This is a genomic window from Mesorhizobium sp. M0960 (assembly GCF_040319055.1).
In the GTDB taxonomy this organism is placed as follows: domain Bacteria; phylum Pseudomonadota; class Alphaproteobacteria; order Rhizobiales; family Rhizobiaceae; genus Mesorhizobium.
The window spans coordinates 390,545-413,784 of the sequence record NZ_JAMYNN010000002.1; the positions used below are offsets into that span (position 1 = coordinate 390,545).

Genomic DNA, 23,240 nt, shown 5'->3' on the forward strand with positions numbered 1-23,240 from the left:
GCAAATGTGAGGATTGCTCACATTTGCAAACTGAGGAAAATCGACATGAACCCTACTGTAACGAAACCAACTTTGATCCTCGGCGGCACCGGCAAGACCGGCCGCCGTCTCGCCGAGCGGCTGACGGCGCGGGGCCTGCCGGTGCAGATCGGCTCGCGCTCGGGTACGCCGCCCTTCGACTGGGAAAATAGCACGACCTGGGAGCCCGCGCTTGATGGTGTCGGCGCCGTCTACATCAGCTACTATCCTGATCTTGCGGTGCCCGGCGCGGCCGACACCGTCGGCGCCTTCTCTCGTCTTGCCGTGGAGTGTGGTGTGCGCCGGCTGGTACTGCTGTCGGGGCGCGGCGAAACGGAAGCACAGCGCGCCGAAGAGATGCTCAAAGCTTCAGGCGCCGATTGGACGATCCTGCGCTGCGCCTGGTTTTCCCAGAACTTCAGCGAAGGCTTCCTCGTCGAATCTTTGCAGGAGGGCGAGGTGGCGTTGCCGGTCGGCAGTGTGGGCGAACCATTTGTGGATGCCGACGATATCGCGGAGGCCGCCTTTACCGTACTAACCCGGCAAGGACATGTCGGAGAGCTCTATGAGCTGACCGGGCCGCGGCTGCTGAGCTTTGCCGACGCGGTCGCCGAGATCGGCAGGGCCGCAGGCCGCGACATCCGTTTCAAGCGGGTTTCCCATGCCGAGTTCACCGCCGCCATAGCCGAGCACGAGTTGCCGGCCGAGTTCGCCTGGCTGCTCAACGAGCTGTTCACCGAAGTGCTCGACGGCCGCAACGAAACGCTGACCGACGGCGTCCAGCGCGTGCTCGGCCGCGCCCCAAAAGACTTTTCCACCTACGCAACCGAAACCGCCGCCACGGGCATCTGGAGGAACTGACATGATCATGAAACTGCTTCCCACCCTCACCTTCGTCGCTGCCATTGGCTCAGGCGTTGTCGGCGGCGTTTTCTTCGCCTTCTCCAACTTTATCATGCCGGCGCTCGCCCGCTTGCCTGCCGGAGGCGGCATCGCCGCCATGAATTCGATCAACATCACCGTGATTACGCCGGCATTCATGACCGCGCTATTCGGCACCGGGCTGGTCTGTCTTGTGCTTGCCGCCGGCGCTCTTATCGGCTGGAGCCAGCCGGGCGCGTTCTGGCTTCTCGCCGGCGCCCTGATCTATCTCGTCGGCAACCCGATCGTGACGATGATGTTCAACGTGCCGCTCAACAACGCCCTGGCCGCCGTCGATCCGGCAAGCGCCAACGGCGCCGCGGTATGGGCCACTTATCTCAAGGACTGGGTGATGTGGAACCATGTCCGCACCATCACCGCCATCGTGGCGCTGGGCTGCTTTATCTTCGCGTGGCGGTGAATGCCGGGGCAAGAAGACCCTCAGGCAGGGTCCTTCGACTTATGACCCTTGCGATCGGCATGGCCGAGATCGCGATCCGGATCGATGACGTCGCGAACCAGTTGCTTGAGCTTTGCGGCGTCGGGAAAACCGCCGTCACGTTTGCGGTCCCAGACCAGCGTGTCATTGCAGGAAATGGTGAAGATGCCGCCGGTACCGGGCACCAGCGTCACTTCGCCGAGATCGGTGCCGAAAGTGGACAGCAGCTCCTGCGCCATCCAGCCGGCCCTGAGCAGCCACAGGCACTGCGTGCAATAGGTGATGCGGACTGTAGGCAGCGCGTGTTGGGTCATGCCGCGCTGAGCTTCGCCAAGGTCTCCTCGTCGACCTCGAAATTGGCGTAGACGCTCTGCACGTCGTCGTCATCTTCAAGCGTCGCGACCAGCTTCATCAGCGATTGTGCCCGCTCCTCGTCAACCGCGATATTGGTCTGCGGCTTCCAGATCGGCTTCACCGATTCAGCCTCGCCGAGCGCGCCTTCCAGCGCCTTCGACACCTCGCCGAGATTCTCGAAGGCGCAGTAGATCGTGTGGCCTTCCTCGTCCGACTGGACGTCGTCGGCGCCGGCCTCGATCGCCGCGTCCATCACCTTTTCGGCGCTGCCGGCCGATGCCGGATAGTAGATCTCACCGACGCGGTCCCACATGAACGACACCGAGCCGGTCTCGCCCATCGCCCCGCCGGCCTTGGTGAAGGCAGCGCGCACATTCGACGCCGAGCGGTTGCGGTTATCGGTCAGCGCCTCGACGATCAGCGCGACGCCGCCCGGCCCATAACCCTCGTAGCGCACGGCCTCGTAGGTCTCGGCATCGCCCATCGACGCCTTGTTGATGGCGCGCTGGATGTTGTCCTTCGGCATCGACACCGCCTTGGCGTTCTGCACCGCAAGGCGCAGGCGAGGGTTCATCGATGGATCGGGCGTGCCGCTCTTGGCGGCGACGGTGATTTCGCGCGCCAGCTTGGAAAACATTTTCGATCGCACCGCATCCTGACGGCCCTTGCGGTGCATGATGTTCTTGAACTGTGAATGGCCAGCCATGGCACCCCTGTCGTCTTCTCGGCTAGAGCATCCGCGGCCTGGTGAACCACCCGGCGCCTTGCAAAGTGCTCGAATTCAAAATCTCAGAACGTCCTGCTGCGTCCGGACGGACGTACGGCGCTCTATGTCGGAATGGCCGGCTTATAGATAAATCGGCTCAATTCGTCCAGCCGCGCCGTGGCAGACGACACGCAAGGGCTTGAGACCCGAAAAGGCAGGCTTCGGCGGCCGTTCACCCCTCCAGATCGGACTTCAGCCGGTCGAGAATGCTGATCGCGTGCGTGGCATATTGGCTGATCCAGCGGTCGTGGATGTGCTTGATCGGCAGCGCGTTGAGATGGTTCCAACGCTCGCGGCCCTCGCGCCGCGCCACGACCATGTCGGCCTCCTCCAGCACTTTCAGATGCAGCATGATCGTGCAGCGGTCCATGTCGGGGAAGGCATCGCACAACATGCCGGTGGTCTGCGGCGCATCCTTCAGCCGGTCCAGCAACTCACGCCGGCGCGGATGCGCCAGCGCCTTGAAAACATTGTCGTCCCGCGAATGGCTTGACATGTTATGTTTCTATAACATATCGTTGAGCCATTCAAGGAAGGAGCTGTGGATATGTCTCTTGGATTCAGGGTTTCGGGCCGCATCGGCAAACCTGTCGCCGAAGTCTTCGACGCGGTCGTCAATCCGAAGAAGCTTAGCGGCTATTTCACTACGATCGGCGGCGCCAGCGCGCCGCTGGTGGCTGGTGCCGGTGTTGTCTGGTGGGGCAACGTCCCCGTCGAGGTCGACGAAGTGATCAAGGACAGCCGCATCGTGCTGCACTGGGACGCCTCCGATGCCGACGGCAAGCCAGCCTACAAGACCCGCATCGAGATGAATTTCGAACCGCTCGATGATGGCGGCACCTTTGTCACCATCGCCGAGACCGGCTGGCGCGAGGACGCGGTCGGCCTGAAGAAGTCCTATCTCAATTGCGAGGGCTGGTCGCAGATGCTGGCCTGCATGAAGGCCTATGTCGAATACGGCATCAATCTGCGCGACGGCTATTACCGCAGCGAGATGAAGGGCGAGCCGGCCAACGAGAACAACATCTGAAAAACCACCAAGATGACGGAGGCCTGCGATGAAGCAAGTGACGCCATTTCTGATGTTCGAGGGCAAGGCCGAAGAGGCAATGACCTTCTATTGCGAGACGATCCCCGACAGCAGCGTCCTTGACGTCACACGTTACGGCTCCGGCGAAGACGGCCCGGAAGGGACGGTCAAGCTGGCGCGCGTGTCCATAAGCGGTCTGGAAGTGATGGTCTACAACAGCCCCGTGCACCATGCCTTCACATTCACGCCGTCGGTCTCGCTGTATGTGGATTGCTCCACGGAGGCAGAGCTGAACGGCATTGTCGAGGCCCTGGCCAAGGACGGCAAATTTCTGATGCCGCTGGACAATTATGGTTTCAGCCGCCGGTTTGCATGGCTCAACGACAGGTTCGGAGTCTCCTGGCAAATCAATTTGGCATAGCGGGTTCTGGACCGAACCGGCCAATCGAACCTGAACACGGGAATGGAGCCAGCAAATGACCGCGAAGATCAGCGGCGGCATCAACATCGCCATGAAAGTGCCGCCACATCAATACCAGGCAACGATCGCCTTCTATCGCGACGTCATCGGCCTGAAGCCATTCACGGCCAAGGCGCCCGCTATCGGCTTTGAACTCGGTCCCAATCGCCTGTGGATCGACGAGGCGCCGATGCTTAGTCAGGCCGAGGTCTGGCTGGAACTGTTCACCGATGATTTTCCAGGCGCGGCGGACCATCTCGCCAAGGCCGGCGTCGTGCGCTGCGACGCCATCGAGGCACTGGGTGAAGGCTTTCGCGGCGGCTGGATCACCAACCCGGCCAACATCATTCACCTCGTGCGCGAACCCGATGCTTGGTGAACCGGGGCGGCGCCGTGGAAAGGAGGACGCTATGGAAATCCGTGAAACACCGACCGCCGAAGCCGGCATGCTGATAAGGCGGCCGGTCGCCGACGTGTTCGAAGCTATCGTTGATCCGGCGATCACGACAAAATTCTGGTTCACCCACGGCAGCGACAGGCTGGACAGCGGCAAGGAAATCCATTGGGAATGGCGCAGTATGGCGCCTCGACGACGGTAACGGTCAGCGAGATCGTGCCGAACGAGAAGATCGTCATGCAATGGAGCGATCCACCGACCACGGTGGTGTGGACTTTTACCGAGATGCCCGGCGGCACGACCTTTGTCGAGGTCCGCAATTTTGGCTTTGCCGGTAGCGGCGACGAGCAGATCAAGCAGGCGATCGACTCGACGGGCGGCTTTGCGCTGGTGCTCGCCGGCGCCAAGGCGTGGCTCGAGCAAGGCTTGACGCTTGGCCTGACCGGCGACCGCCATCCGAAGGGTTTGCCGGCGCAGTAAGGTCTTCGGGTGCCAAAAGCCATTCCGCAGCGATCCCTCCGTCCCGCCAACCTCTCAAAGGTTCTGCATGGCCGCGACGATCGAGACCGAGCCCTAGTTCTCTGCGCTGCCGGTTCGCTCCGCTGGACTCAGTGCCCGCCGCCCTTGGCCTTCTTCCGCCGTCGCGCCAGCATGTTGAGTCCTTCGACCAGTGCCGAAAAGCCCATGGCGGCGTAGATATAGCCTTTCGGCACGTGGTAACCCATGCCGTCGGCGATCAGCGTCATGCCGATCATCAGCAGGAACCCTAGCGCCAGCATGACGATGCTGGGGTTCCTGGCGATGAAATCGGCCAGCGGCCCGGCCGCCAGCATCATCACGCTCACCGCCACGATCACCGCGATGTACATGATCGCGATTTCGTCGGTCATGCCGACGGCGGTGATGATCGAGTCGATCGAGAAGACGAGGTCGAGCAGCAATATCTGGAAAATGGCGCCGGCCAGCGACAGCTGCAGTGTTTCGCCCATCATCGTGTCCTGGTGATCATCGAGATCGACCGTGTGGTGGATCTCCTTGGTCGCCTTCCAGACGAGGAACAGGCCGCCGGCAATCAGGATCAGGTCGCGCCATGAAAAGCCGTGGCCGAAGGCGGTGAATATCGGCATCGTCAACTGGACGATGATCGAGATGGTGGCCAGCAGGATCAGCCGCATCACCAGCGCGGCGGAGATGCCGAGCCGCCGGGCGCGGGCTCGCTGCGCTACCGGCAATTTGTTGGTCAAAATCGAGATGAAGATCAGATTGTCGATGCCGAGCACGACCTCCAGCACGATCAGCGTCAGCAGCGCGACCCATGCCGTCGGGTCGGAGACAAAGGCGAAATGCGGCGCCAGGAATTCGACTAGCTGCATGGAGGTCGTCCCCTCTACGATCTAGAGCAGTTTCGCCGGCAATTGGGTATTGCAAGCGTCCATATCAATGTCACGACCAGAAGGATGGAGCCGTTTCCTCCAGCCGCGGGCCGCGGCGAAACGGCGCGATCCGTTCAGTCAGGCCGCTACGGTCGGAAATGTCGACGCCGACGCCGCACAATGTCGCCGGTCCGGTCGACGCCTCGAAACGGCCTTTCGGCACCTTGGACAAAAACCGGTTGAGCGGCTCCTCCTTGTCCATGCCGAGCGAGGAATCGTAATCGCCGCACATGCCGGCATCGGAAATATAACCGGTGCCGCCATTGAGGATCTGGTGATCGCCGGTCGGCTGATGCGTGTGGGTGCCGACAACAAGGCTGGCACGGCCGTCGACGAAATGGGCGAAGCACATTTTTTCCGAGGTCGCCTCGGCATGGAAATCGATGACGGTCGCATCGGCCTGCTCGCCAAGCGGACAAGCGGCAAGTTCGCGCTCGCCGGCCTGGAATGGATCGTCGAGCTCGGGATGCATGAACACCCGGCCCATGATGTTGGCGACCAGCACGCGCGCGCCGTTCCTGGCGATGTAGACGCCCGAGCCGCGCCCCGGCGTGCCTTTCGGGAAATTGGACGGACGCAGGAAGCGTTCCTCGCGCGGCGCGAAAATCAGCGCATCGCGTTGGTCCCAGACATGGTTGCCGGTGGTGACGACATCGGCGCCGGCCGAGATCGTCTCGCGAAAAATCTCCTCGGTGATGCCGAAGCCGCCGGCGGCGTTCTCGCCATTGACGATGACGAAGTCGAGTTTGAAATCCGAGATCAGGCCGGGCAGTTGTTCCCACACCGCCGTACGTCCTGTCTTGCCGACCATGTCGCCGAGGAAGAGAAGTCTCATATAAGCGTGATCCCGAACCGAAGGTCAGCGAAGCAAAAAGCTGCATGACTTTCGAAAAAGACCATGCGTCCAGGAACTTATCTACAATTTCGGCGCGAACAGGCGCAACCCGCTCTCGGTGAGTATTTCCGGAATGATCACGTCATGCGGCTCGTCCGGCACCTGGGCCACCTCCTGGCAGTCGAAGGCAATGCCGATCAGCCGCAGCTGCTGCCCCTTGTCGGCCAGCCGCGCGATCGCCCGGTCGTAATAGCCGGCGCCGTAACCGATGCGGTGGCCGCGCGCATCGAAGGCGGCAAGCGGCACCAGCATCACCTGCGGATCGAGTACCTCGGCTTCCTCATGCGGCCCGACGGTGCCGAAGCCCATGTCGATCATTGGCGCGCCGCGCACCAGTTCGCGAAAAACGATGGTGGTCTTGTCGAGAATGGCCGGCAGGCAGAGCCTCGCGCCCTTCTCGCGCAAGGCAAACATCAGCGGCCGGACGTCGACTTCCGAGCGCATCGGCCAGAAGCCTGAGACGATCTGGCCCGGCTCGACGGTGATCTGGTCGCGCGCCGTCTCGGCCATTTCGAGTGCTGCCTCCACACGCCAGAACGGATCGAGCGCATCGCGGCGCCCGAGGGCTTGGTTGCGAAGATTTTTTTTCAGGTCTTTTGAGGAGGTCATGGAGCCAGGATAGAAAAAGTCGGATCTGGACGGGGTTTTGGGAGCGACGTTTCCTACCGCATGGCCCACTGAAATGTGAGTGACGATCCACACAACCGGTGGAGAGAGCGATCCCGGGAACCTACAAAGTAGGTGGGCGCCGTATGAGAAAACCCACGGGTCTTCCCAGGGACAGCTCCCTAGGGATCATTAAGGCCCCGGGGAAAATGTTCTCCTGCCGGGAAGCGCAGACCGTCCCCGCCAATATAGGCAGACGGCAGGCCCAGCGCCAGAGAGACGACACGCTTCGAGTCTTAAATCGACGCAGAACCCCTCAACGAGGTCAGCGCCGGCAAAATCCCCGCTTCGCCAGCAGCGCCTTGCACACCGAAGGCCGCGTCCTTAGGGTCGCGCGATGAACCCGGGAGCAAAAATGCGTTTCGAAGGCACGGCAGCCTATGTTGCCGACAAGGATCTGATGGTGGCGGTCAACGCGGCGATCGCGCTGGAGCGGCCGTTGCTGGTCAAGGGCGAGCCCGGCACCGGCAAGACCGAACTTGCCCGCCAGGTGGCGGCAGCGCTCGGTCTGGATCTGATCGAATGGCACGTCAAATCGACCACGCGGGCGCAGCAGGGTCTCTATGAATACGATGCCGTCTCGCGGCTGCGCGACAGCCAGCTCGGCGACGAGCGCTTCAACGACATTCGCAATTACATCAAGCGCGGCAAATTATGGAATGCCTTTGCCGCCGGCAAGAAAGTCGTGCTTCTGATCGACGAGATCGACAAGGCCGATATCGAGTTCCCCAACGATCTGTTGCAGGAATTGGATAGGATGGAGTTCTTCGTCTACGAGACCGGCGAGACCATCCGCGCCACCGTCCGGCCGATCGTCATCATCACCTCCAACAACGAGAAGGAATTGCCGGACGCCTTCCTGCGCCGCTGCTTCTTCCACTACATCCGCTTCCCCGACGTCGACACTTTGCACAAAATCGTCGACGTGCATTATCCCGGCATCAAGCAGAACCTCGTGCGAGCAGCACTGACCCAGTTCTACGAGATCCGCGACGTGCCGGGCCTGAAGAAGAAGCCGTCGACCTCCGAGGCACTCGACTGGATTCGCCTGCTGGTCGCCGACGACATCGCGCCCGAGGACCTGCGCGCCGACCCGAAGAATGCTTTGCCGAAACTGCATGGCGCGTTGCTGAAGAACGAACAGGACGTGCATCTGTTCGAGCGCCTGGCCTTCATGGCGAGACGGCAGGGGTGAGGAGCCGGTCAGTCGGAAGCCGACGAAAGCCCTCGGACAGCGGTTTCCCGTCGCTGGACCGTTGCCCTTGGCCAGGCACGGCGGCAGCTTCGGGTTGCCGACTTCAGAGGGAGATGAAATGACCGAGATCACCGTCCGCCCATTGGCGCAATCCGACCATGCCGATTGGCGGCGTCTGTGGACCGCCTACCTCACCTTCTACGAAACCACGTTGCCGGAAGCGGTTTACGCCGTCACCTGGAAGCGGCTGTTCACGGCGGGCGAGTTCGAGCCGAAAGGCTTTATCGCCACCCTCGACGGCAAGGCCGTCGGCCTGACGCACTATCTCTACCATCGCTCCTGCTGGTCGGAGATAAACAACTGCTATCTGCAGGACCTGTTTGCCGACCCCGATGTGCGCGGCAAGGGCGTCGGCGCCGCCCTGATCGAAGCGGTCAGGCAGGAAGCCGGCAAGATCGGCGTCAAGAACGTTTACTGGATGACGCACGAGACCAACACAACCGCACGCAAGCTCTACGACCATGTGGCGCGCAGGACCGGCTTCATCGAGTATGATCTGCTGTAGACCGTGAGATGTTCATTCCCTTCTTCCTCGAACTGAAGGCCGCGCGGGTTCCGGTCTCGCTCCGCGAATATCTGTCGCTGCTGGAGGGGCTGGAGGCCGGGCTGGTCGACTATGATGTCGAGGGCTTTTACTATCTCGCCCGCGCCGCTCTGGTGAAGGACGAGCGCTACATCGACCGCTTCGACCAGGTCTTTTCGCACATCTTCAAAGGTGTCGAGGCGCGGGCTGGCGAAAACCCGGTCGATGTCGCAAACATCCCGGAGGAATGGCTGCGGAGGCTCGCCGAAAAGCACCTGACCGATGAGGAGAAGAAGCTGGTCGAGGCGCTGGGCGGCTTCGAAAAGCTGATGGAGACGCTGAAGAAGCGGCTGGAGGAGCAAAAGGGCCGGCATCAGGGCGGTTCGAAATGGATCGGCACCGGCGGCACCTCGCTCTTCGGCGCCTATGGCTACAATCCCGAAGGCGTGCGCATCGGCCAGCACGAAAGCCGCAACCGCCGCGCGGTAAAAGTCTGGGACAAACGCGAGTTCAGGAATTTCGATGATGCCGTCGAGCTCGGCACCCGCAATATCAAGGTCGCGCTGAAACGCCTGCGCCGCTGGGTGCGCGAAGGTGCCGAAGAGGAATTCGACCTGCCAGGCACCATCCACGCCACCGCCGAGCACGGATATCTCGACGTTAAGACACAACCCGAACGTCGCAATGCGGTCAAGCTGCTGATGTTCTTCGATGTCGGCGGCTCGATGGACGACCACATCAGGAGCCTCGAGGAGCTATTTTCGGCTGCCCGCGCCGAATTCCGCCAGCTCGAATATTTCTACTTCCACAACTGCCTCTACGAGGACGTGTGGAAGGACAATCGCCGCCGCCATGCCGAGGTGATTCCGACCTTCGATCTCCTGCATAAATATGGCCCCGACTACAAGGTGATCGTCGTCGGCGACGCCTCGATGAGCCCCTACGAGATCGCCCATCCCGGCGGCTCGGTCGAGCACTGGAACAAGGAGGCCGGCGCCGTCTGGCTTGGCCGGTTGCTGCAGCAATGGCCAAATGCCATATGGCTCAACCCGGAAGCCGAGAAGAACTGGGGTTTTACCCATTCGATTGCCATGATCCGCGATATTTTTGACGGCCGCATGTTTCCACTGACGCTCGCCGGCCTCGAAGCCGCGACGAAGCAACTTTCAAGGAAGCACTGAATGGATCCACGCAAAACAGGAAGGTCGACCTGTTTCCTTTGCCTGCAATGCGGTGTCCAGTTCGCGGCGACAGCGACGCCGCCGCGACATTGCCCGATCTGCGAGGACGAGCGGCAATATGTGCGTTGGGAGGGCCAGGCCTGGACCACGCCGGAAGAGCTCGCCGCCGGCCATCGGCTCGCGATGAGAGACGACGCCGGTGTGCTCGCCTTCGGCATCGAGCCGCGCTTCGCCATCGGCCAGCGGGCATTGCTGGCGCAAACGCCGCACGGCAATGTGCTGTGGGACTGCATTTCGATGGTCAGCGACGAGGCGGTGGCCGAGATCAACCGCCGGGGCGGCCTCGCCGCGATCGCCATTTCCCACTGCCATTATTATTCGGCAATGGTCGAGTGGAGCGAGGCGTTTGGCGGCGTGCCGATTTATCTGCACGCCGATGATCGTCAGTGGATTATGCGGCCGCATCCGGCGATCATCAGCTGGCAAGGCGAGACGCGCGCCATAAACCCGTCGCTGACGCTCATCCGCTGCGGCGGCCACTTTGCCGGTGGCCAGGTGCTGCACTGGAAGCGCGACGGCGGCAATGCCATCCTGGCCGGCGACATCGTGCAGGTGACGCCGACTCGCCGCCATGTCAGCTTCATGTACAGCTACCCGAACTATATCCCGCTCAACGCGACGAAACTGCACGGCATCAAGGCTGCGCTTGAGCCTTTCGCGTTCGACCATATCTATGGCGCATGGTGGAACCAGAACGTCATCGGAGATGCAAAGGCGGCATTTTCAGCATCGGTTGCGCGCTATCTCGCCGCCATCGCCTGAGGAATTCTTCGCGACAGGATAGAAATACGGGCAAACGCGGTAACAAATCCCTATTTCAGGCGAAGTTGGGAATGCAACCCAAATAGCGACCTAAGCTAAGAGGAAAAAATGGACAGCCACACCTACCCCGTTACCCGCACCGACGCCGAATGGCGCGCCCGGCTGACGCCTGAGCAATATGCGGTGATGCGCAACCACGGCACCGAGCGGCCGGGAAGCTGCGCCCTGCTGCACGAGAAGCGCGCCGGCACCTTCTCCTGCGTCGGCTGCGACCAACCCTTGTTTGAATCCAAGCTGAAATTCGAGAGCGGCACCGGCTGGCCGAGCTTCAACGACCCGGTGCCGGGTTCGGTCGAGACTACTGTCGACCGCAGCTACGGCATGGTCCGCACCGAATGCCATTGCGCCCGCTGCGGCAGCCATCTCGGCCACGTCTTCGAGGACGGCCCGCCGCCGACCGGCCTGCGCTATTGCATCAACGGCGTGGCGCTCAAATTCGAGCCGGCCGCCTGATCGTCAGGCCACGACCACCAGGATCAGCCACAACGTGGCGCCAAGCGTCATCAGCGAGGCCTTGGCGCCACTTGATTTTCCGGCAGTTCGCCAAACGGCAAAAGTCAGGAAGATGTTGTAGGGCACCGGCGCGAAATGCACCGCCAGAACCAGCGCAAGCGGCAACTTCAGCCCGAGCAGAATGAGCGCCGCCACCGATGACGCGACGTTGATCGCTGTGCCGACAACGACCAGGTCGCGCCAGAACAGCCGATCGATCGGCACGCCGCCCAGCCAGCGTGAGCGGAAGAAGGCGGCAACGCGCGACATGATCGTCATCGATCGACCGGCTCCTCGCTCTGCTCACCAGCGCAACCCTTCCACAAGGATTGCGTCTGGAAACCCTGCTTTATTCCTGACCCAGAACTTCGGCAATCGCGCGCTCGAAACGCGAGGCTTCCGTCACCAGCCAGTCGGTCATCGCCGGCCAATTGTCTTCGGCAAAACAATTCACCCGCCACATCGAATTGATGCCGAGGCCGTCGCAACTTTGTTCTGGCCTGAGCTTCAGCCTGTCTTCGATGGCCGGCTGGAACGGCTTCAGCCGCGACCAGGCTTGCGTGGCACCGAACTTCTCGTTGCGGCCGAAGAAGACGCCGACATGATTCTGCGCAGGCGCGACGTACATGGAAAGGACCAATGCGAAGTCGGGCAGCCCACGCTGCCAGAACCACGGTCCACGCCTCGCCAGCAGAGCCCTTTCATCCGGATGCCGTTCCGCGAACAGCGTCCAGAAGCTGCGTTGGCGGAATTCAGAGGCGCGGCGGGCGCCAAAATCGAATTCGCTCATGTTCGAACCGTTGAGGGGCGCCGCAACCGGCGCCCAAGGCTATTACCGGCCTACACCATTCCAAGCGCGGCCTTGTACAGATCGAGGATGGACTCCTCTTCCTGCCGCTCGGCCTGGTCCTTCTTGCGCAGCCGGATGATCGACCGCATCGCCTTGGTGTCGAAGCCGGTGCCCTTGGCCTCGGCGAACACTTCCTTGATGTCGTCGGCAATCGTCTTCTTCTCTTCCTCGAGCCGCTCGATACGCTCGATGAAGGCGCGCAACTGGCCGGCGGCAACAGTCTGGCTGGTCTCGGTGATGTCGTCGGCCATATTCTTCTCTCCGCGTCGTTTTCTCACCGCGACTCGGGGTGACCCGAGCGGCGAATTGCAGCGGTTCGATGCCCGACCGGGCGCGGCGGGTCAAGGTGCTATCGATGCGGCATGAAGGGCTGCTGCCAGGCGCCGACAAGGCTGTCTGATGCCGGCCTATTTCACCCGAATGCGATCAGCAGATCCTTGGCATCGATCTGGTCGCCGGCCTTGACGAGCACCTCGGCGATGGTGCCGTCGCGCTCGGCATGCAGCGCCGTTTCCATCTTCATCGCTTCGATCGACAGCAGCACGTCGCCGGCCTTCACCGCCTGGCCGGCAGCGACCGCAAGCGCCGAGACGACGCCGGGCATCGGCGCGCCGACATGCGCCTCATTGCCCGGCTCCGCCTTGCGCCGTGCCTTGGCAGCGGAGGCGCCATGCGCCCGGTCCGGTACCTTCACGCGGCGCGGCTGGCCGTTGAGCTCGAAGAACACGGTGACCATGCCCTTTTCGTCGACATCGCCCATGGCAAGGCAGCGCACCACCAGCGTCTTGCCTTTCTCGATGTCGACGAAAATCTCGTCTTCCGGCTTCATGCCGTAGAAATAGGTCGGTGTCGGCAGCACGCTGACCGGCCCGTAGGTCTCCTGCGCGGCGGCAAAATCGGAAAACACCTTCGGATACATCAGCCACGACGCGAACTCGAATTCGCTGAGCTTGCGCTCGAGCTTTTCCTCGACCTCCGCGCGGCTGGCCTTGAGGTCCGCCGGCTTGAGCAGCGAACCCGGCCGCGCCGTGATCGGCTTTTCGCCCTTCAGCACCTTCTTCTGCAATGGCTTTGGCCAGCCGCCCGGCGACTGGCCGAGATCGCCGCGCAACATCGACACCACCGAATCCGGGAAGGCGATGTCCCGCGCCGGATTCTCGACGTCGGCGACGGTCAGGTCCTGGCTGACCATCATCAGCGCCATGTCGCCGACGACCTTGGACGACGGCGTCACCTTGACGATATCGCCGAACATCAGATTGACGTCGTGATAGGTCTGCGCCACTTCGTGCCAGCGCGTCTCCAGCCCAAGCGAGCGCGCCTGTTCCTTGAGGTTGGTGAACTGCCCGCCAGGCATTTCGTGCAGATAGACCTCCGATGCTGGCCCCTTCAGGTCGCTTTCGAAGGCGGCGTACTGGTTGCGCACCGCCTCCCAGTAGAACGAGATATTCCTGATCCATTGCGGGTCGAGGCCCGGATCGCGCTCGGTGCCCTTCAGCGCCTCGACGATCGAACCCAGGCATGGCTGCGAGGTGTTGCCAGATAACGAATCCATCGCCGCGTCGATGCCGTCGACACCGCTCTCCACCGCTGCCAGCACGGTGGCCGCCGACAGGCCGGATGTGTCGTGCGTGTGGAAGTGGATCGGCAGGTCTGTCGCATCGCGCAGTGCCTTGAACAGCACGCGGGCAGCACTCGGCTTTAGAAGCCCCGCCATGTCCTTGACGGCAATGATATGGGCGCCCGCCGCCTGCAATTCGCTGGCCAGGCCGACATAGTATTTCAGATCGTATTTCGCCCGCGCCGGATCGAGTATGTCGCCGGTATAGCAGATCGCCGCTTCGATCAGCTTGCCCTCGGCGCCGACCGCATCCATGGCCACACGCATGTTCTCGACCCAGTTCAGGCAGTCGAAGACGCGGAACAGGTCGATGCCGCCAGCAGCGGCCTGGTGGACGAAATGCTGGACGACGTTGTCGGGATAGTTGGTATAGCCAACGCCGTTGGCGCCACGCAGAAGCATCTGCAGCAGAAGATTGGGTGCTGCCTCGCGCACCAGCGACAGCCGCTCCCATGGATCTTCGGTGAGGAAGCGCATGGCGACGTCGAATGTTGCGCCGCCCCAGCATTCGAGTGACAAAAGCTGCGGCAGAGCGCGCGCATAGGTGCCGGCGATGCCGGCGATGTCATAGGTGCGCACACGCGTCGCGAGCAAGGATTGATGCCCGTCGCGCATTGTCGTGTCGGTGACCAGCACCTCTTTTTGCTCGCGCATCCACGCCGCGAATTTCTCCGGCCCGAGCACGTCGAGCTTCTGCTTGCTGCCGTCAGGCACATTGCCGTTGAGATATGGCACCACCGGTGGCGCCGCATCTGCTTTTGGCTGCGGCCGGCCGCGCGTCTCGGGATGGCCATTGACCGAAACGTCGGCAAGATAGTTGAGCAGCTTGGTCGCGCGGTCCTGCCGCTTCACGCTGGCGAACAGTTCCGGCGTCGTGTCGATGAACTTGGTGGTGTAGGAATTGTCGGCGAAGCTCCGGTGATTGATGATCGCCTCGAGAAAGGTGAGATTGGTCGCCACGCCCCGGATTCGGAATTCGCGCAACGCCCGGTTCATGCGGGCGATGGTCTCGGCCGGCGTCGGCGCCCACGCCGTCACCTTTTCCAGCAATGGATCGTAGAAGCGGGTGATGACCGCGCCCGAATAGGCGGTGCCCCCATCAAGGCGGATGCCGAAGCCGGTGGCGCCGCGATAGGCGGTGATGCGGCCATAGTCGGGGATGAAATTATGCTCGGGGTCTTCAGTGGTGATGCGGCACTGCAGCGCGTGCCCGTTGAGCCTGATGTCCTTCTGCGTCGGCACGCCCGATTCCGCCGTGCCGATGGCAAAGCCGTCGAGTATGTGGATCTGTGCTTTGACGATGTCGATGCCGGTCACTTGTTCGGTGACGGTGTGCTCGACCTGGATGCGCGGATTGACCTCGATGAAATAGAATTTTCCGGTATCGGCATCCTGCAGGAACTCGACCGTGCCGGCGCCGATATAGCTGGTTTCGCGCGCGATCCTCAGCGCGTAGCCGCAAAGCTCCTCGCGCTGCGACATTTCGAGATAGGGCGCCGGCGCCCGCTCGACCACTTTCTGGTTGCGGCGCTGGATCGAACAATCGCGCTCGAATAGGTGCACGGCGTTGCCATGCGTGTCGCCCAGCACCTGCACCTCGACATGGCGGGCGCGCTCGATCAGCTTCTCGAGATAGACCTCGTCCTTGCCGAAAGCCGCCTTCGCCTCACGCTTGCCTTCCATCACCTCGCGGGCGAGATCGGCCTCGGAGCGGATGGCGCGCATGCCGCGGCCGCCGCCGCCCCAGGACGCCTTGAGCATCACCGGGTAGCCGATCGTCCTGGCGAGTTCCTTCACCGCCGCCATGTCGTCCGGCAAGGGATCGGTGGCGGGAATTACCGGCACACCGACTTCGATTGCGAGATTGCGGGCGGCGACCTTGTTGCCCAGCCTGCGCATCGTATCCGGCTTTGGCCCGATGAAGATGATGCCGGCCGTGGCGCAGGCCTCGGCGAATTCCGGGCTCTCCGACAGCAGGCCGTAGCCTGGATGGATGGCATCGGCGCCCGAAAGCCTGGCGACGCGGATAACCTCCTCGATCGACAGATAGCTTTCGATCGGCCCCATATCCCTGGTCAGGTGCGGCCCGCGCCCGACCTGGTAGCTTTCGTCGGCCTTGAAGCGATGCAGGGAGTATTTGTCTTCCTCCGCCCAGATCGCCACGGTTTTGAGGCCGAGTTCATTAGCCGCGCGGAAGACGCGGATGGCAATTTCGGAGCGGTTGGCGACAAGGATCTTCGAGATTGCCAAGGACAGGGCTCCGGACACGGGGAAGGGAACTGCCGGACATGATTAGCGCGAAAATGCTGCAGTGCAAACAAAATCGGGCAGCGGCTAAACCGATTTAAATCAACTCGATGTCGTCAAAACGGAAATGCCCGGCGCAAGCGCCGGGCATCTCCAAAATTATCGTCGTCGACAGGCTTACATCTTCTGGATGTAGGTGTACTTGCCGTCGTCGCCCTTCTTCCACTCGTACATGACGTAGCCGGGCAGCGTCGGATCGCCCTTCGCGTCATAGGAGAGGTCGCCCAGAACGGTCTTGAACGGACCCTTCTCATGCAGCGCCTTGGCAACTTCCTGCGGGTCGTTCGACTTGGCAACGGTGGCTGCTTCGGCGATCGCCTGCATGGCGGCGTAGGAGTAAAGCGTGTAGGCCTCCGGTTCGAAGCCCTGCGCGCGGAACTTCTCGACGAGTTCCTTGTTCGTCGGGATCAGACGCGGATCCGGGCCGAACGTGTTCAGCGTGCCCGCAACTGCGTCGCCAGCGATCGAGGCCAGCTCGTTCGACACGATGCCGTCGCCGGAAACCAGCGTCGCCTTGAGGCCCTGGTCAGCCGCCTGGCGGATGATCAGGCCGGCTTCGGTGTGCAGGCCACCCCAATAGATGATGGAAACGCCGGCTTCCTTCATCTTGGCGATCAGCGCCGAGAAGTCCTTGTCGCCGACATTGACGCCTTCGTACATGACTTCCGTCAGGCCGGCTGCGTTCATCGCCTTCTTGGTCTCATCGGCAAGGCCCTGGCCGTAGGTCGTCTTGTCGTGGATGACCGCGATCTTGGCATCCTTGAAGTTCGCCGCGAGATAGGCGCCGGCGATGCTGCCCTGCTGGTCGTCACGTCCGCAGGTGCGGAACGTGTTCCACATGCCGCGTTCGGTGAACTTCGGATTGGTCGCGGCCGGCGTGATCTCGAGGATGCCGTTTTCCGCGTAGACTTCCGACGCCGGGATCGAGACGCCCGAGTTGAAGTGGCCAACCACGAACTTGACGCCGTCGCCGACGAACTTGTTGGCGACCGAGATGCCTTGCTTCGGATCGGAGACGTCGTCGCCGACCGAGAGCTTGATCTGCTCGCCATTGATGCCACCGGCCGCATTGATGTCGGCGACGGCCTGTTCGGCACCCTTCTGCAGCTGCGCGCCGAAGGCGGCATTCGGACCGGTGATCGGACCGGCGACGCCAACCAGGACGTCAGCCCACGCGCTGCCGCTGAACGCGATCAGCGCGGTCAGGGCGACGGCGGACAAAAGTGATTTTTTCATGTAAAACGCTCCCATTTACGGAGTGGGCGTTGGATGATGCTTTCATGCGATGCCCACTTTTACTCGCAGAAAACGTACTTTGCCGATTTTCAGGCACTTGTCACGCCGATTCATCCCCGAAACGGCGTTAATCATGAACGTCAACCTTTCGGCTTCCAGCTCAAAACCGATGCTCTTTCATAGAGCCAATTATACTGTGTCACCATCTGGTTTGTGCGCGTGTATTGATAGCCGATGAAGCCCAATATCATCAGTACGATCGTATCCACGATATAGTAATGCAGCGAGAACATCGTGCCGCCGAACAGCGCGTGATGAATGAACCTTACGCCAATGCCAAGGCCGAGCATGTAGGCGAACAATTGGAGGAAGCTGCGCCATGTCTGGGCGCTGGCCTTGCCGGTCATCCATGCCGCCCAGCCGCCGAGCAGGCAGGTGACGAAGAAGAACTGCCAGATCGAGGGTTCCTCGTAGAGAATGCCCTGCATGATGAAGTCTCCTGAACTCAGTGGTGGCCGCCTTCGAGATAGGCGGCGCGCACTTCCGGATTGGCGAGCAGCTCCTTGCCGGTGCCGCTCATCGTCACATTGCCGTTGACCATGACATAGCCGCGCGTCGCGAGCTTCAGCGCGCCGAAGGCGTTCTGCTCGACCAGGAATACGGTCAGCCCTTGGGTCCGGTTCAACTCGCGGATGGCGTCGAAGATCTGCTTCACGATCAGCGGCGCCAGGCCGAGCGACGGCTCGTCGAGCAGGAGCAGCTTCGGCCGTGCCATCAGCGCACGCCCGATCGACAGCATCTGCTGTTCGCCGCCCGACAGGGTGCCGCCGCGCTGGGCGATGCGTTCCTTCAGGCGCGGAAACAGCGTGAACACCTTCTCGACGTCCTCGTCGTAATGCTTGAGGCCGTCGAGGCTGGCGCCCATCTGCAGGTTTTCCATCACCGTCATGCGCGGGAAGATGCGCCGGCCCTCCGGCGACTGGGCGATCCGCATGCGCGCGATCTCATGCGTTGGCATCTGGGTAATATCGGTGCCGGCGAAGGTGATCGTGCCCGCCCGGGCCCGCGGAGCACCAAAAATGGTCATCATCAGCGTCGACTTGCCGGCGCCGTTGGCGCCGATCAGCGCCACGATCTCGCCCTGCCTGACGGTGACGTCGACACCGTTCAGCGCCCTGATGTTGCCGTAGTAGGTCTGGACGCCTTTGATATCGAGCAGCGTTGTGCCGGCCATCACTTGCGCCCTCCGCGCTTGCCCGCAGGTGCGGCAGCAGTCTTGCCGGCAACTGTTTTCGCAGTTTTCCCGGAAGCGTGGCTCGTTTCCACTTTCCCGGCGTCGACGCGGCGCGAAAATTCCGTCTCCTTGCCGGCGGCGAGAAGCTTGGCCTGACCAACCCAGTCCTCACGGGCGATGCGTCCGTCGAAGGCGAGATAGACCTCGACGGCCGCGACGTCGGCTTTCTTCCATGCCGCGATCTGGTCGAAATGGAAGATGCCGTGCTGGTTAAGCTTCTTCTCGTTGACCGTGCCGATGCCCTTGATGCGGGTCAGATTGTCGGCCTCGCCGCCACGTGGCGCTGTGAGCCGGTTCGAAACGCCCGCGACCTTCGACTTGGCCGGCGCCTTAGCCGTGGAGGGTTTCGCGGTCGGCTTAGCTGCAGCGGGTTCCGCCTTGGCCGGGGGAGCGGCGGCTTGCGCTGCTGCCTTGCTTGCCGCGGCACTCGACTTTGCATCGAACTGCCCGGCTTTCGAGGCGCCTTTCGACACGGTCACGCGCTCGCCCTCGCTGTGGCCGATCGTATCGGTCACCGGTCCGGCGAGATACGAAGACGATGTGCCTGGGCCGTGCGCGGAATCGGGACCGGTGTCCAATTGCTCGATGACGTCCTCGTCGCCGACTTCGGTCAGTACCGTCTCGACTTCCTCGTCTTCGACGCCGAGATAGGCAGCGATGACGCGCGGGTCCGTGCGTACCGAATGCGGGCTGCCGTCCGATATCTTGCGCCCGTATTCGAGCACCACGACGTGGTCGGAAATCTGCATGACCACCGCCATGTCGTGCTCGATCAGCAGGATCGAGGTGCCGGTGTTGTCTTTGATGTCCATCAGCAGCGCGTTGAGCGCCATTGATTCTTTCGGATTGAGGCCGGCAGCCGGCTCGTCGAGGCAGAGCAACTCCGGACCCGTGCACATCGCTCGCGCGATCTCGAGGCGTCGTTGCGCGCCATAGGGCAGGTCGCCGGCCGGGTCGTCGGCACGGTCGACGAGATCGGCCTTCTCCAGCCAGTGCCTGGCCAGTTCGACCGACTCGGCCGATGCCTTCCGGTAGCCGCTGAAGCCGAACAGGCCGAGCACGGTGTAGCCGGACGCCTTCATCAGCTTGTTGTGCTGGGCTACCAGCAGGTTCTCGAGCAGCGTCATGCCCGAGAACAGGCGGATGTTCTGAAAGGTGCGCGCCACCTTGGCGCGTGCCGGGATTTCATGGTTCGGCAGGCGTTCGAGCAGATAGCTCGAGCCGTCGCGCCGGTTGAGCGTGAGCATGCCTTCCGACGGTTTGTAGAAACCGGTGATGCAATTGAACACCGTGGTCTTGCCGGCGCCGTTCGGTCCGATCAGCGCGGTGATCTCGCCGCGCTTGGCCTGGAAGGAGAGATCGCCGATGGCGACCAGACCGCCGAATTTCATCGACAGATGGTCGACCTGCAGGATGGCATCGTTCATGGGAGATGGGTTCGTATCACTCATCAGCCGTGGCCTTCCTTGGTGAAGGAGCCGGATACGGCCTTGCTCTTCTTGAGGAAGGCTGTCGGTTCACGGCTGCCGACGAAGCCGCGCGGCTTCCACAGCATGACGATGACCATGGCCATGCCGAATAAAAGCATGCGGTAGAGTTCCGGGGTGAAGTCGGGGCCGAAGACCTGCTTCAGGAAATCGAGTTCGCGCAGCACCTCCGTGCCGCCGATCATCACCATGGCGGCGACGGCGATGCCAACCAGCGAACCCATGCCGCCAAGCACGACCATAGCCAGAATGATGGCCGACTCTAGGAAGATGAAGGACTCGGGGCTGACGAAACCTTGCCGTGCCGCGAAGAACGAGCCGGCGAAGCCGCCGAACATGGCGCCGGTGGCAAAGGCAGTGAGCTTGGTGGTGGTGGTGTTGATGCCGAGCGAGCGGCAGGCGATCTCATCCTCGCGCAGCGCTTCCCAGGCGCGGCCGACAGGCATGCGCCTTAGCCTTATCGTGACGAAGGCGGTGAGCAGGCAGAGCCCCAGGATCAGATAGTAGAGGAATATCTTGTAGTAAGCGCTCGATGTGGCGATATCCAACACCTTGGCGATATAATTCGGATCCGAAACGTTGAACGTCATCAGGCCGAAAAAGGTGACCTTGGGGATGCCGGAGATGCCGGCCGAGCCGTTCGTAACCTCGCGCCAATTGATCAGCACGAGACGAATGATCTCGCCGAAGGCAAGCGTCACGATCGCCAGATAATCGCCGCGCAGACGCAGCACCGGAAACCCGAGCAATACCCCCCAGAAGGCGGCCATGGCGCCGGCGGCGGGCAGCAGGATCCAGAACGACAGGCCAAAATGCGTGCCGAGCAGCGCATAGGCATAGGCGCCGACCGCGTAGAAGGCGACGTAGCCGAGATCGAGCAGGCCGGCGAGGCCGACGACGATGTTCAGCCCCCAGGCCAGCATCACATAGATCAGGATCTGGATGCCGAAATTGTCGACCCATTTCAGTGAACCCTGGAACCCGCCGGCCATCGACCCTGCGTACACGGCAAGCACCGCCACGACGATGATCGGGTAGAGCGCCAGTGCGGTTATGCCCAACGCCGAGAAATGGGCGAGGATGAAGGTGCGGAAATAGAACAGCACCGAGGCCAGCGCATAGATGATCGCCAGCGCCCGCGCGAAGCGCGCATAACCGGCGAGACCCGGCCCCAGCAAACCATCGAGCGAGCCGGCCAGCAGCGCCAGCACAGCCACTACGACGACGGCAGCAATGAAATACGGCAACCGGAAGAACCGCGTCGCCACGCTTTCCGGCAACAGCCCGGTGGCGATGTCGGCAATCTTCTGGTTGGCCAGGAAGGGCTGGCCGTAGGCAACGTAGAGAAAGCGGCCGAGCATGGTGGCGATCACCACGGCGGCGAGCAGGCCCCAGCGCTGTACGAGGATCAGCTCGTTGGAGATGTTCTGATCGGTCCGCAGGCCGATGAACAGCACGAACAGGCCGAGCGCGATGGCACCAGCATAAAGCGCCTCGCGCGTGGCGCGTTGCACTGGGGTGGCGACGACGCCGCGCTCCGGAGATACAGTGACCGCCATGACCTCAGACCTTTTCGACTTCTGGCCGGCCCAATATGCCGGAAGGCAGGAAGATCAGGACGATCGCCAGGATGGAGAAGGCGGCGACGTCCTTGTAGTCGATCGAGAAATAAGCCGACCACATGCTTTCGATGAAGCCGATCATCAGCCCGCCGAGCACGGCGCCGGGCAGCGAGCCGATGCCGCCGAGCACGGCCGCGGTGAACGCCTTCACGCCGGGCGTGAAACCGTCGGAGAAGGCGATGACGCCGTAATACATCAGGAACAGCGTGCCGGCGACGGCAGCAAGGGCCGCACCCATGACGAAGGTGATCGAGATGGTGCGGTCGACGTCGATGCCAAGCAACGCCGCCATCTTGCGGTCCTGCTCGCATGCCCTTTGCGCCCGGCCCAGTGAGGTCTTGTTGACCAAATACCAGAACAGCGCCAGCAGCAGCGCGGTGACGATGACGATGATGATCTGCTTCAGCGATACGCTGATGCCCTCGATGTTGTAGACCGTGGACACCATCGGCGGGATCGGCTTGTTGCGCGGCCCTTGCGTCACCTGGACGAAGTTCGACAGGGCGATCGACATGCCGATCGCGGTGATCAGCGGGGCCAGCCGGAACGAACCGCGCAAAGGCCGGTAGGCCACCTTCTCGATCGTCCAATTATACAGGCTGGTCAGCAGCATCGCGACGATCATCATGATCAGCAGCGCGATCACCACCGGCAAGGAATAGAACAATGCGCCGAGAATGAGGAAAACGATGAGGGCGGTGAATGCCCCGACCATGAAGATGTCGCCATGGGCAAAATTGATCATGCCGATGATGCCGTAGACCATCGTATAGCCGATCGCTATCAGCCCATAGATCGATCCCAGCGTCAGCCCATTGATAAGCTGCTGGACAAAATACTGCATGCTGTCGTGGCTCCCCTGGAATGTCGCCCATGCAGACGCATTCCTTTTCGTATTTCCCCTAGTCGTAAAGTTTCGAGCCCGGATTGCAACGTGATTTTTCGATGGCTATGCGTGTTTTCGCCGCACGCCGTCCGATTGCCCGTTTTATTCCCGTCCGGCCCCTGGACCATCGCGGACCCTACCATTGGCCTAACGCAATGTCTTTGACGATTCAACCGCACCATGCGCCTCGTTTCGAAGAAATCGCCGTCAAAATAAGTTAATGAG

26 protein-coding genes, 1 other RNA gene and 1 pseudogene are annotated in these 23,240 nt (G+C 62.0%); 11 read left to right on the forward strand and 17 right to left on the reverse strand.

Going from position 1 to position 23,240, the window contains the following annotated elements:
* The first annotated feature begins 45 nt into the window (after nucleotides 1–45).
* Nucleotides 46–879, forward strand: a complete 834-nt coding sequence (locus NKH63_RS06950) for a Rossmann-fold NAD(P)-binding domain-containing protein (protein WP_352640132.1) — start codon at nucleotides 46–48, stop codon at nucleotides 877–879.
* 1 nt (nucleotide 880) lies between these two features.
* Nucleotides 881–1,360: an anthrone oxygenase family protein gene (locus NKH63_RS06955; RefSeq protein ID WP_352480934.1), complete on the forward strand. Its 480-nt coding sequence runs from the start codon at nucleotides 881–883 to the stop codon at nucleotides 1,358–1,360.
* 20 nt (nucleotides 1,361–1,380) lie between these two features.
* On the opposite strand, the gene NKH63_RS06960 is transcribed toward NKH63_RS06955, so the two are convergent.
* The 3 genes from NKH63_RS06960 to NKH63_RS06970 form a co-directional block, all read right to left on the reverse strand.
* Complete coding sequence (locus tag NKH63_RS06960; RefSeq protein ID WP_023719638.1) at nucleotides 1,381–1,692, reverse strand: Rdx family protein; 312 nt, start codon at nucleotides 1,690–1,692, stop codon at nucleotides 1,381–1,383.
* Nucleotides 1,689–2,438 carry a YebC/PmpR family DNA-binding transcriptional regulator gene (locus NKH63_RS06965; RefSeq protein ID WP_023678028.1) on the reverse strand — a complete coding sequence of 250 codons (750 nt, stop codon included), beginning with the start codon at nucleotides 2,436–2,438 and terminating at the stop codon, nucleotides 1,689–1,691. The genes NKH63_RS06960 and NKH63_RS06965 overlap by 4 nt, the downstream gene beginning before the upstream one ends.
* Before the next feature lie 232 nt (nucleotides 2,439–2,670).
* Complete coding sequence (locus NKH63_RS06970; RefSeq protein WP_023719639.1) at nucleotides 2,671–2,994, reverse strand: ArsR/SmtB family transcription factor; 324 nt, start codon at nucleotides 2,992–2,994, stop codon at nucleotides 2,671–2,673.
* A 51-nt stretch (nucleotides 2,995–3,045) separates the two neighbouring features.
* Between NKH63_RS06970 and NKH63_RS06975 the strand changes: the two genes are divergently transcribed.
* The 4 genes and pseudogenes from NKH63_RS06975 (at nucleotide 3,046) to NKH63_RS06990 (ending at nucleotide 4,865) form a co-directional block, all read left to right on the forward strand.
* On the forward strand, nucleotides 3,046–3,528 hold the full coding sequence (locus NKH63_RS06975; protein WP_352787918.1) for an SRPBCC domain-containing protein: 483 nt from the start codon (nucleotides 3,046–3,048) through the stop codon (nucleotides 3,526–3,528).
* A 28-nt stretch (nucleotides 3,529–3,556) separates the two neighbouring features.
* The gene (locus NKH63_RS06980) at nucleotides 3,557–3,949 is read left to right on the forward strand and encodes a VOC family protein (RefSeq protein WP_352640129.1); all 393 of its coding nucleotides are present in this window, start codon (nucleotides 3,557–3,559) and stop codon (nucleotides 3,947–3,949) included.
* A 55-nt stretch (nucleotides 3,950–4,004) separates the two neighbouring features.
* On the forward strand, nucleotides 4,005–4,367 hold the full coding sequence (locus NKH63_RS06985) for a hypothetical protein (RefSeq protein ID WP_352640128.1): 363 nt from the start codon (nucleotides 4,005–4,007) through the stop codon (nucleotides 4,365–4,367).
* Between the two features lie 31 nt (nucleotides 4,368–4,398).
* Nucleotides 4,399–4,865, forward strand: a pseudogene (locus NKH63_RS06990) (SRPBCC family protein).
* A 128-nt stretch (nucleotides 4,866–4,993) separates the two neighbouring features.
* Here NKH63_RS06990 and NKH63_RS06995 read toward each other — a convergent pair.
* The 4 genes from NKH63_RS06995 to ssrS all read right to left on the reverse strand — a co-directional run bounded on the left by NKH63_RS06995 (nucleotide 4,994) and on the right by ssrS (nucleotide 7,558).
* Complete coding sequence (locus NKH63_RS06995) at nucleotides 4,994–5,758, reverse strand: TerC family protein (protein ID WP_352494148.1); 765 nt, start codon at nucleotides 5,756–5,758, stop codon at nucleotides 4,994–4,996.
* 70 nt (nucleotides 5,759–5,828) lie between these two features.
* On the reverse strand, nucleotides 5,829–6,653 hold the full coding sequence (locus NKH63_RS07000) for a TIGR00282 family metallophosphoesterase (RefSeq protein WP_352787920.1): 825 nt from the start codon (nucleotides 6,651–6,653) through the stop codon (nucleotides 5,829–5,831).
* 81 nt (nucleotides 6,654–6,734) lie between these two features.
* Complete coding sequence (locus NKH63_RS07005) at nucleotides 6,735–7,322, reverse strand: 5-formyltetrahydrofolate cyclo-ligase (protein WP_352787922.1); 588 nt, start codon at nucleotides 7,320–7,322, stop codon at nucleotides 6,735–6,737.
* Between the two features lie 80 nt (nucleotides 7,323–7,402).
* Nucleotides 7,403–7,558: non-coding RNA, 6S RNA (gene ssrS / locus NKH63_RS07010), on the reverse strand.
* Between the two features lie 176 nt (nucleotides 7,559–7,734).
* Here ssrS and NKH63_RS07015 point away from each other — a divergent pair.
* The 5 genes from NKH63_RS07015 to msrB all read left to right on the forward strand — a co-directional run bounded on the left by NKH63_RS07015 (nucleotide 7,735) and on the right by msrB (nucleotide 11,673).
* Nucleotides 7,735–8,574 (forward strand): AAA family ATPase, encoded by an 840-nt coding sequence (locus NKH63_RS07015; protein WP_352917736.1) that lies wholly within the window; start codon nucleotides 7,735–7,737, stop codon nucleotides 8,572–8,574.
* Nucleotides 8,575–8,692: 118 nt separating this feature from the next.
* On the forward strand, nucleotides 8,693–9,139 hold the full coding sequence (locus NKH63_RS07020; RefSeq protein WP_352815018.1) for a GNAT family N-acetyltransferase: 447 nt from the start codon (nucleotides 8,693–8,695) through the stop codon (nucleotides 9,137–9,139).
* An 8-nt stretch (nucleotides 9,140–9,147) separates the two neighbouring features.
* On the forward strand, nucleotides 9,148–10,338 hold the full coding sequence (locus tag NKH63_RS07025) for a vWA domain-containing protein (protein WP_352917737.1): 1,191 nt from the start codon (nucleotides 9,148–9,150) through the stop codon (nucleotides 10,336–10,338).
* The gene (locus NKH63_RS07030; protein WP_352917738.1) at nucleotides 10,339–11,160 is read left to right on the forward strand and encodes an MBL fold metallo-hydrolase; all 822 of its coding nucleotides are present in this window, start codon (nucleotides 10,339–10,341) and stop codon (nucleotides 11,158–11,160) included.
* Nucleotides 11,161–11,268: 108 nt separating this feature from the next.
* Entirely contained in the window at nucleotides 11,269–11,673 is a 405-nt protein-coding gene (msrB, locus tag NKH63_RS07035; protein WP_027152870.1) for a peptide-methionine (R)-S-oxide reductase MsrB, read from the forward strand.
* 3 nt (nucleotides 11,674–11,676) lie between these two features.
* Here msrB and NKH63_RS07040 read toward each other — a convergent pair whose 3' ends face one another.
* From NKH63_RS07040 to NKH63_RS07085, 10 genes are all read right to left on the reverse strand, one after another.
* A complete protein-coding gene (locus NKH63_RS07040; protein WP_352917739.1) occupies nucleotides 11,677–11,991 on the reverse strand; it encodes a hypothetical protein in 315 nt (104 codons plus the stop codon).
* A 70-nt stretch (nucleotides 11,992–12,061) separates the two neighbouring features.
* Nucleotides 12,062–12,502 (reverse strand): hypothetical protein, encoded by a 441-nt coding sequence (locus NKH63_RS07045; RefSeq protein WP_023719652.1) that lies wholly within the window; start codon nucleotides 12,500–12,502, stop codon nucleotides 12,062–12,064.
* A gap of 50 nt (nucleotides 12,503–12,552) precedes the next feature.
* Complete coding sequence (locus NKH63_RS07050) at nucleotides 12,553–12,813, reverse strand: DUF2312 domain-containing protein (RefSeq protein WP_023719653.1); 261 nt, start codon at nucleotides 12,811–12,813, stop codon at nucleotides 12,553–12,555.
* 161 nt (nucleotides 12,814–12,974) lie between these two features.
* Complete coding sequence (gene pyc / locus NKH63_RS07055; RefSeq protein ID WP_352917740.1) at nucleotides 12,975–16,433, reverse strand: pyruvate carboxylase; 3,459 nt, start codon at nucleotides 16,431–16,433, stop codon at nucleotides 12,975–12,977.
* A 174-nt stretch (nucleotides 16,434–16,607) separates the two neighbouring features.
* Nucleotides 16,608–17,726: a branched-chain amino acid ABC transporter substrate-binding protein gene (locus tag NKH63_RS07060; protein WP_023719655.1), complete on the reverse strand. Its 1,119-nt coding sequence runs from the start codon at nucleotides 17,724–17,726 to the stop codon at nucleotides 16,608–16,610.
* A gap of 140 nt (nucleotides 17,727–17,866) precedes the next feature.
* The gene (locus NKH63_RS07065; RefSeq protein ID WP_023719656.1) at nucleotides 17,867–18,214 is read right to left on the reverse strand and encodes a DUF6867 family protein; all 348 of its coding nucleotides are present in this window, start codon (nucleotides 18,212–18,214) and stop codon (nucleotides 17,867–17,869) included.
* 17 nt (nucleotides 18,215–18,231) lie between these two features.
* Nucleotides 18,232–18,960, reverse strand: a complete 729-nt coding sequence (locus NKH63_RS07070) for an ABC transporter ATP-binding protein (RefSeq protein ID WP_023719657.1) — start codon at nucleotides 18,958–18,960, stop codon at nucleotides 18,232–18,234.
* Nucleotides 18,960–20,471, reverse strand: a complete 1,512-nt coding sequence (locus NKH63_RS07075; RefSeq protein ID WP_352917741.1) for an ATP-binding cassette domain-containing protein — start codon at nucleotides 20,469–20,471, stop codon at nucleotides 18,960–18,962. Before NKH63_RS07075 ends, NKH63_RS07070 begins: the two co-directional genes overlap by 1 nt.
* Nucleotides 20,471–22,066, reverse strand: a complete 1,596-nt coding sequence (gene livM, locus NKH63_RS07080) for a high-affinity branched-chain amino acid ABC transporter permease LivM (protein WP_352480943.1) — start codon at nucleotides 22,064–22,066, stop codon at nucleotides 20,471–20,473. The genes NKH63_RS07075 and livM overlap by 1 nt, the downstream gene beginning before the upstream one ends.
* Nucleotides 22,067–22,070: 4 nt before the next feature.
* Nucleotides 22,071–22,973 carry a branched-chain amino acid ABC transporter permease gene (locus NKH63_RS07085; RefSeq protein ID WP_023719660.1) on the reverse strand — a complete coding sequence of 301 codons (903 nt, stop codon included), beginning with the start codon at nucleotides 22,971–22,973 and terminating at the stop codon, nucleotides 22,071–22,073.
* Between the last annotated feature and the right edge of the window lie 267 nt (nucleotides 22,974–23,240).

What these genes read in the sequence shown, in the direction of transcription:
- NKH63_RS06950 (WP_352640132.1), top strand. Translation starts at nt 46, where the DNA reads ATGAACCCTACTGTAACGAAACCAACTTTGATCCTCGGCGGCACCGGC.
- NKH63_RS06955 (WP_352480934.1), top strand. Translation starts at nt 881, where the DNA reads ATGATCATGAAACTGCTTCCCACCCTCACCTTCGTCGCTGCCATTGGC.
- NKH63_RS06960 (WP_023719638.1), bottom strand. Translation starts at nt 1,692, where the DNA reads ATGACCCAACACGCGCTGCCTACAGTCCGCATCACCTATTGCACGCAG.
- NKH63_RS06965 (WP_023678028.1), bottom strand. Translation starts at nt 2,438, where the DNA reads ATGGCTGGCCATTCACAGTTCAAGAACATCATGCACCGCAAGGGCCGT.
- NKH63_RS06970 (WP_023719639.1), bottom strand. Translation starts at nt 2,994, where the DNA reads ATGTCAAGCCATTCGCGGGACGACAATGTTTTCAAGGCGCTGGCGCAT.
- NKH63_RS06975 (WP_352787918.1), top strand. Translation starts at nt 3,046, where the DNA reads ATGTCTCTTGGATTCAGGGTTTCGGGCCGCATCGGCAAACCTGTCGCC.
- NKH63_RS06980 (WP_352640129.1), top strand. Translation starts at nt 3,557, where the DNA reads ATGAAGCAAGTGACGCCATTTCTGATGTTCGAGGGCAAGGCCGAAGAG.
- NKH63_RS06985 (WP_352640128.1), top strand. Translation starts at nt 4,005, where the DNA reads ATGACCGCGAAGATCAGCGGCGGCATCAACATCGCCATGAAAGTGCCG.
- NKH63_RS06995 (WP_352494148.1), bottom strand. Translation starts at nt 5,758, where the DNA reads ATGCAGCTAGTCGAATTCCTGGCGCCGCATTTCGCCTTTGTCTCCGAC.
- NKH63_RS07000 (WP_352787920.1), bottom strand. Translation starts at nt 6,653, where the DNA reads ATGAGACTTCTCTTCCTCGGCGACATGGTCGGCAAGACAGGACGTACG.
- NKH63_RS07005 (WP_352787922.1), bottom strand. Translation starts at nt 7,322, where the DNA reads ATGACCTCCTCAAAAGACCTGAAAAAAAATCTTCGCAACCAAGCCCTC.
- NKH63_RS07015 (WP_352917736.1), top strand. Translation starts at nt 7,735, where the DNA reads ATGCGTTTCGAAGGCACGGCAGCCTATGTTGCCGACAAGGATCTGATG.
- NKH63_RS07020 (WP_352815018.1), top strand. Translation starts at nt 8,693, where the DNA reads ATGACCGAGATCACCGTCCGCCCATTGGCGCAATCCGACCATGCCGAT.
- NKH63_RS07025 (WP_352917737.1), top strand. Translation starts at nt 9,148, where the DNA reads ATGTTCATTCCCTTCTTCCTCGAACTGAAGGCCGCGCGGGTTCCGGTC.
- NKH63_RS07030 (WP_352917738.1), top strand. Translation starts at nt 10,339, where the DNA reads ATGGATCCACGCAAAACAGGAAGGTCGACCTGTTTCCTTTGCCTGCAA.
- msrB (WP_027152870.1), top strand. Translation starts at nt 11,269, where the DNA reads ATGGACAGCCACACCTACCCCGTTACCCGCACCGACGCCGAATGGCGC.
- NKH63_RS07040 (WP_352917739.1), bottom strand. Translation starts at nt 11,991, where the DNA reads ATGACGATCATGTCGCGCGTTGCCGCCTTCTTCCGCTCACGCTGGCTG.
- NKH63_RS07045 (WP_023719652.1), bottom strand. Translation starts at nt 12,502, where the DNA reads ATGAGCGAATTCGATTTTGGCGCCCGCCGCGCCTCTGAATTCCGCCAA.
- NKH63_RS07050 (WP_023719653.1), bottom strand. Translation starts at nt 12,813, where the DNA reads ATGGCCGACGACATCACCGAGACCAGCCAGACTGTTGCCGCCGGCCAG.
- NKH63_RS07060 (WP_023719655.1), bottom strand. Translation starts at nt 17,726, where the DNA reads ATGAAAAAATCACTTTTGTCCGCCGTCGCCCTGACCGCGCTGATCGCG.
- NKH63_RS07065 (WP_023719656.1), bottom strand. Translation starts at nt 18,214, where the DNA reads ATGCAGGGCATTCTCTACGAGGAACCCTCGATCTGGCAGTTCTTCTTC.
- NKH63_RS07070 (WP_023719657.1), bottom strand. Translation starts at nt 18,960, where the DNA reads ATGGCCGGCACAACGCTGCTCGATATCAAAGGCGTCCAGACCTACTAC.
- NKH63_RS07075 (WP_352917741.1), bottom strand. Translation starts at nt 20,471, where the DNA reads ATGAGTGATACGAACCCATCTCCCATGAACGATGCCATCCTGCAGGTC.
- livM (WP_352480943.1), bottom strand. Translation starts at nt 22,066, where the DNA reads ATGGCGGTCACTGTATCTCCGGAGCGCGGCGTCGTCGCCACCCCAGTG.
- NKH63_RS07085 (WP_023719660.1), bottom strand. Translation starts at nt 22,973, where the DNA reads ATGCAGTATTTTGTCCAGCAGCTTATCAATGGGCTGACGCTGGGATCG.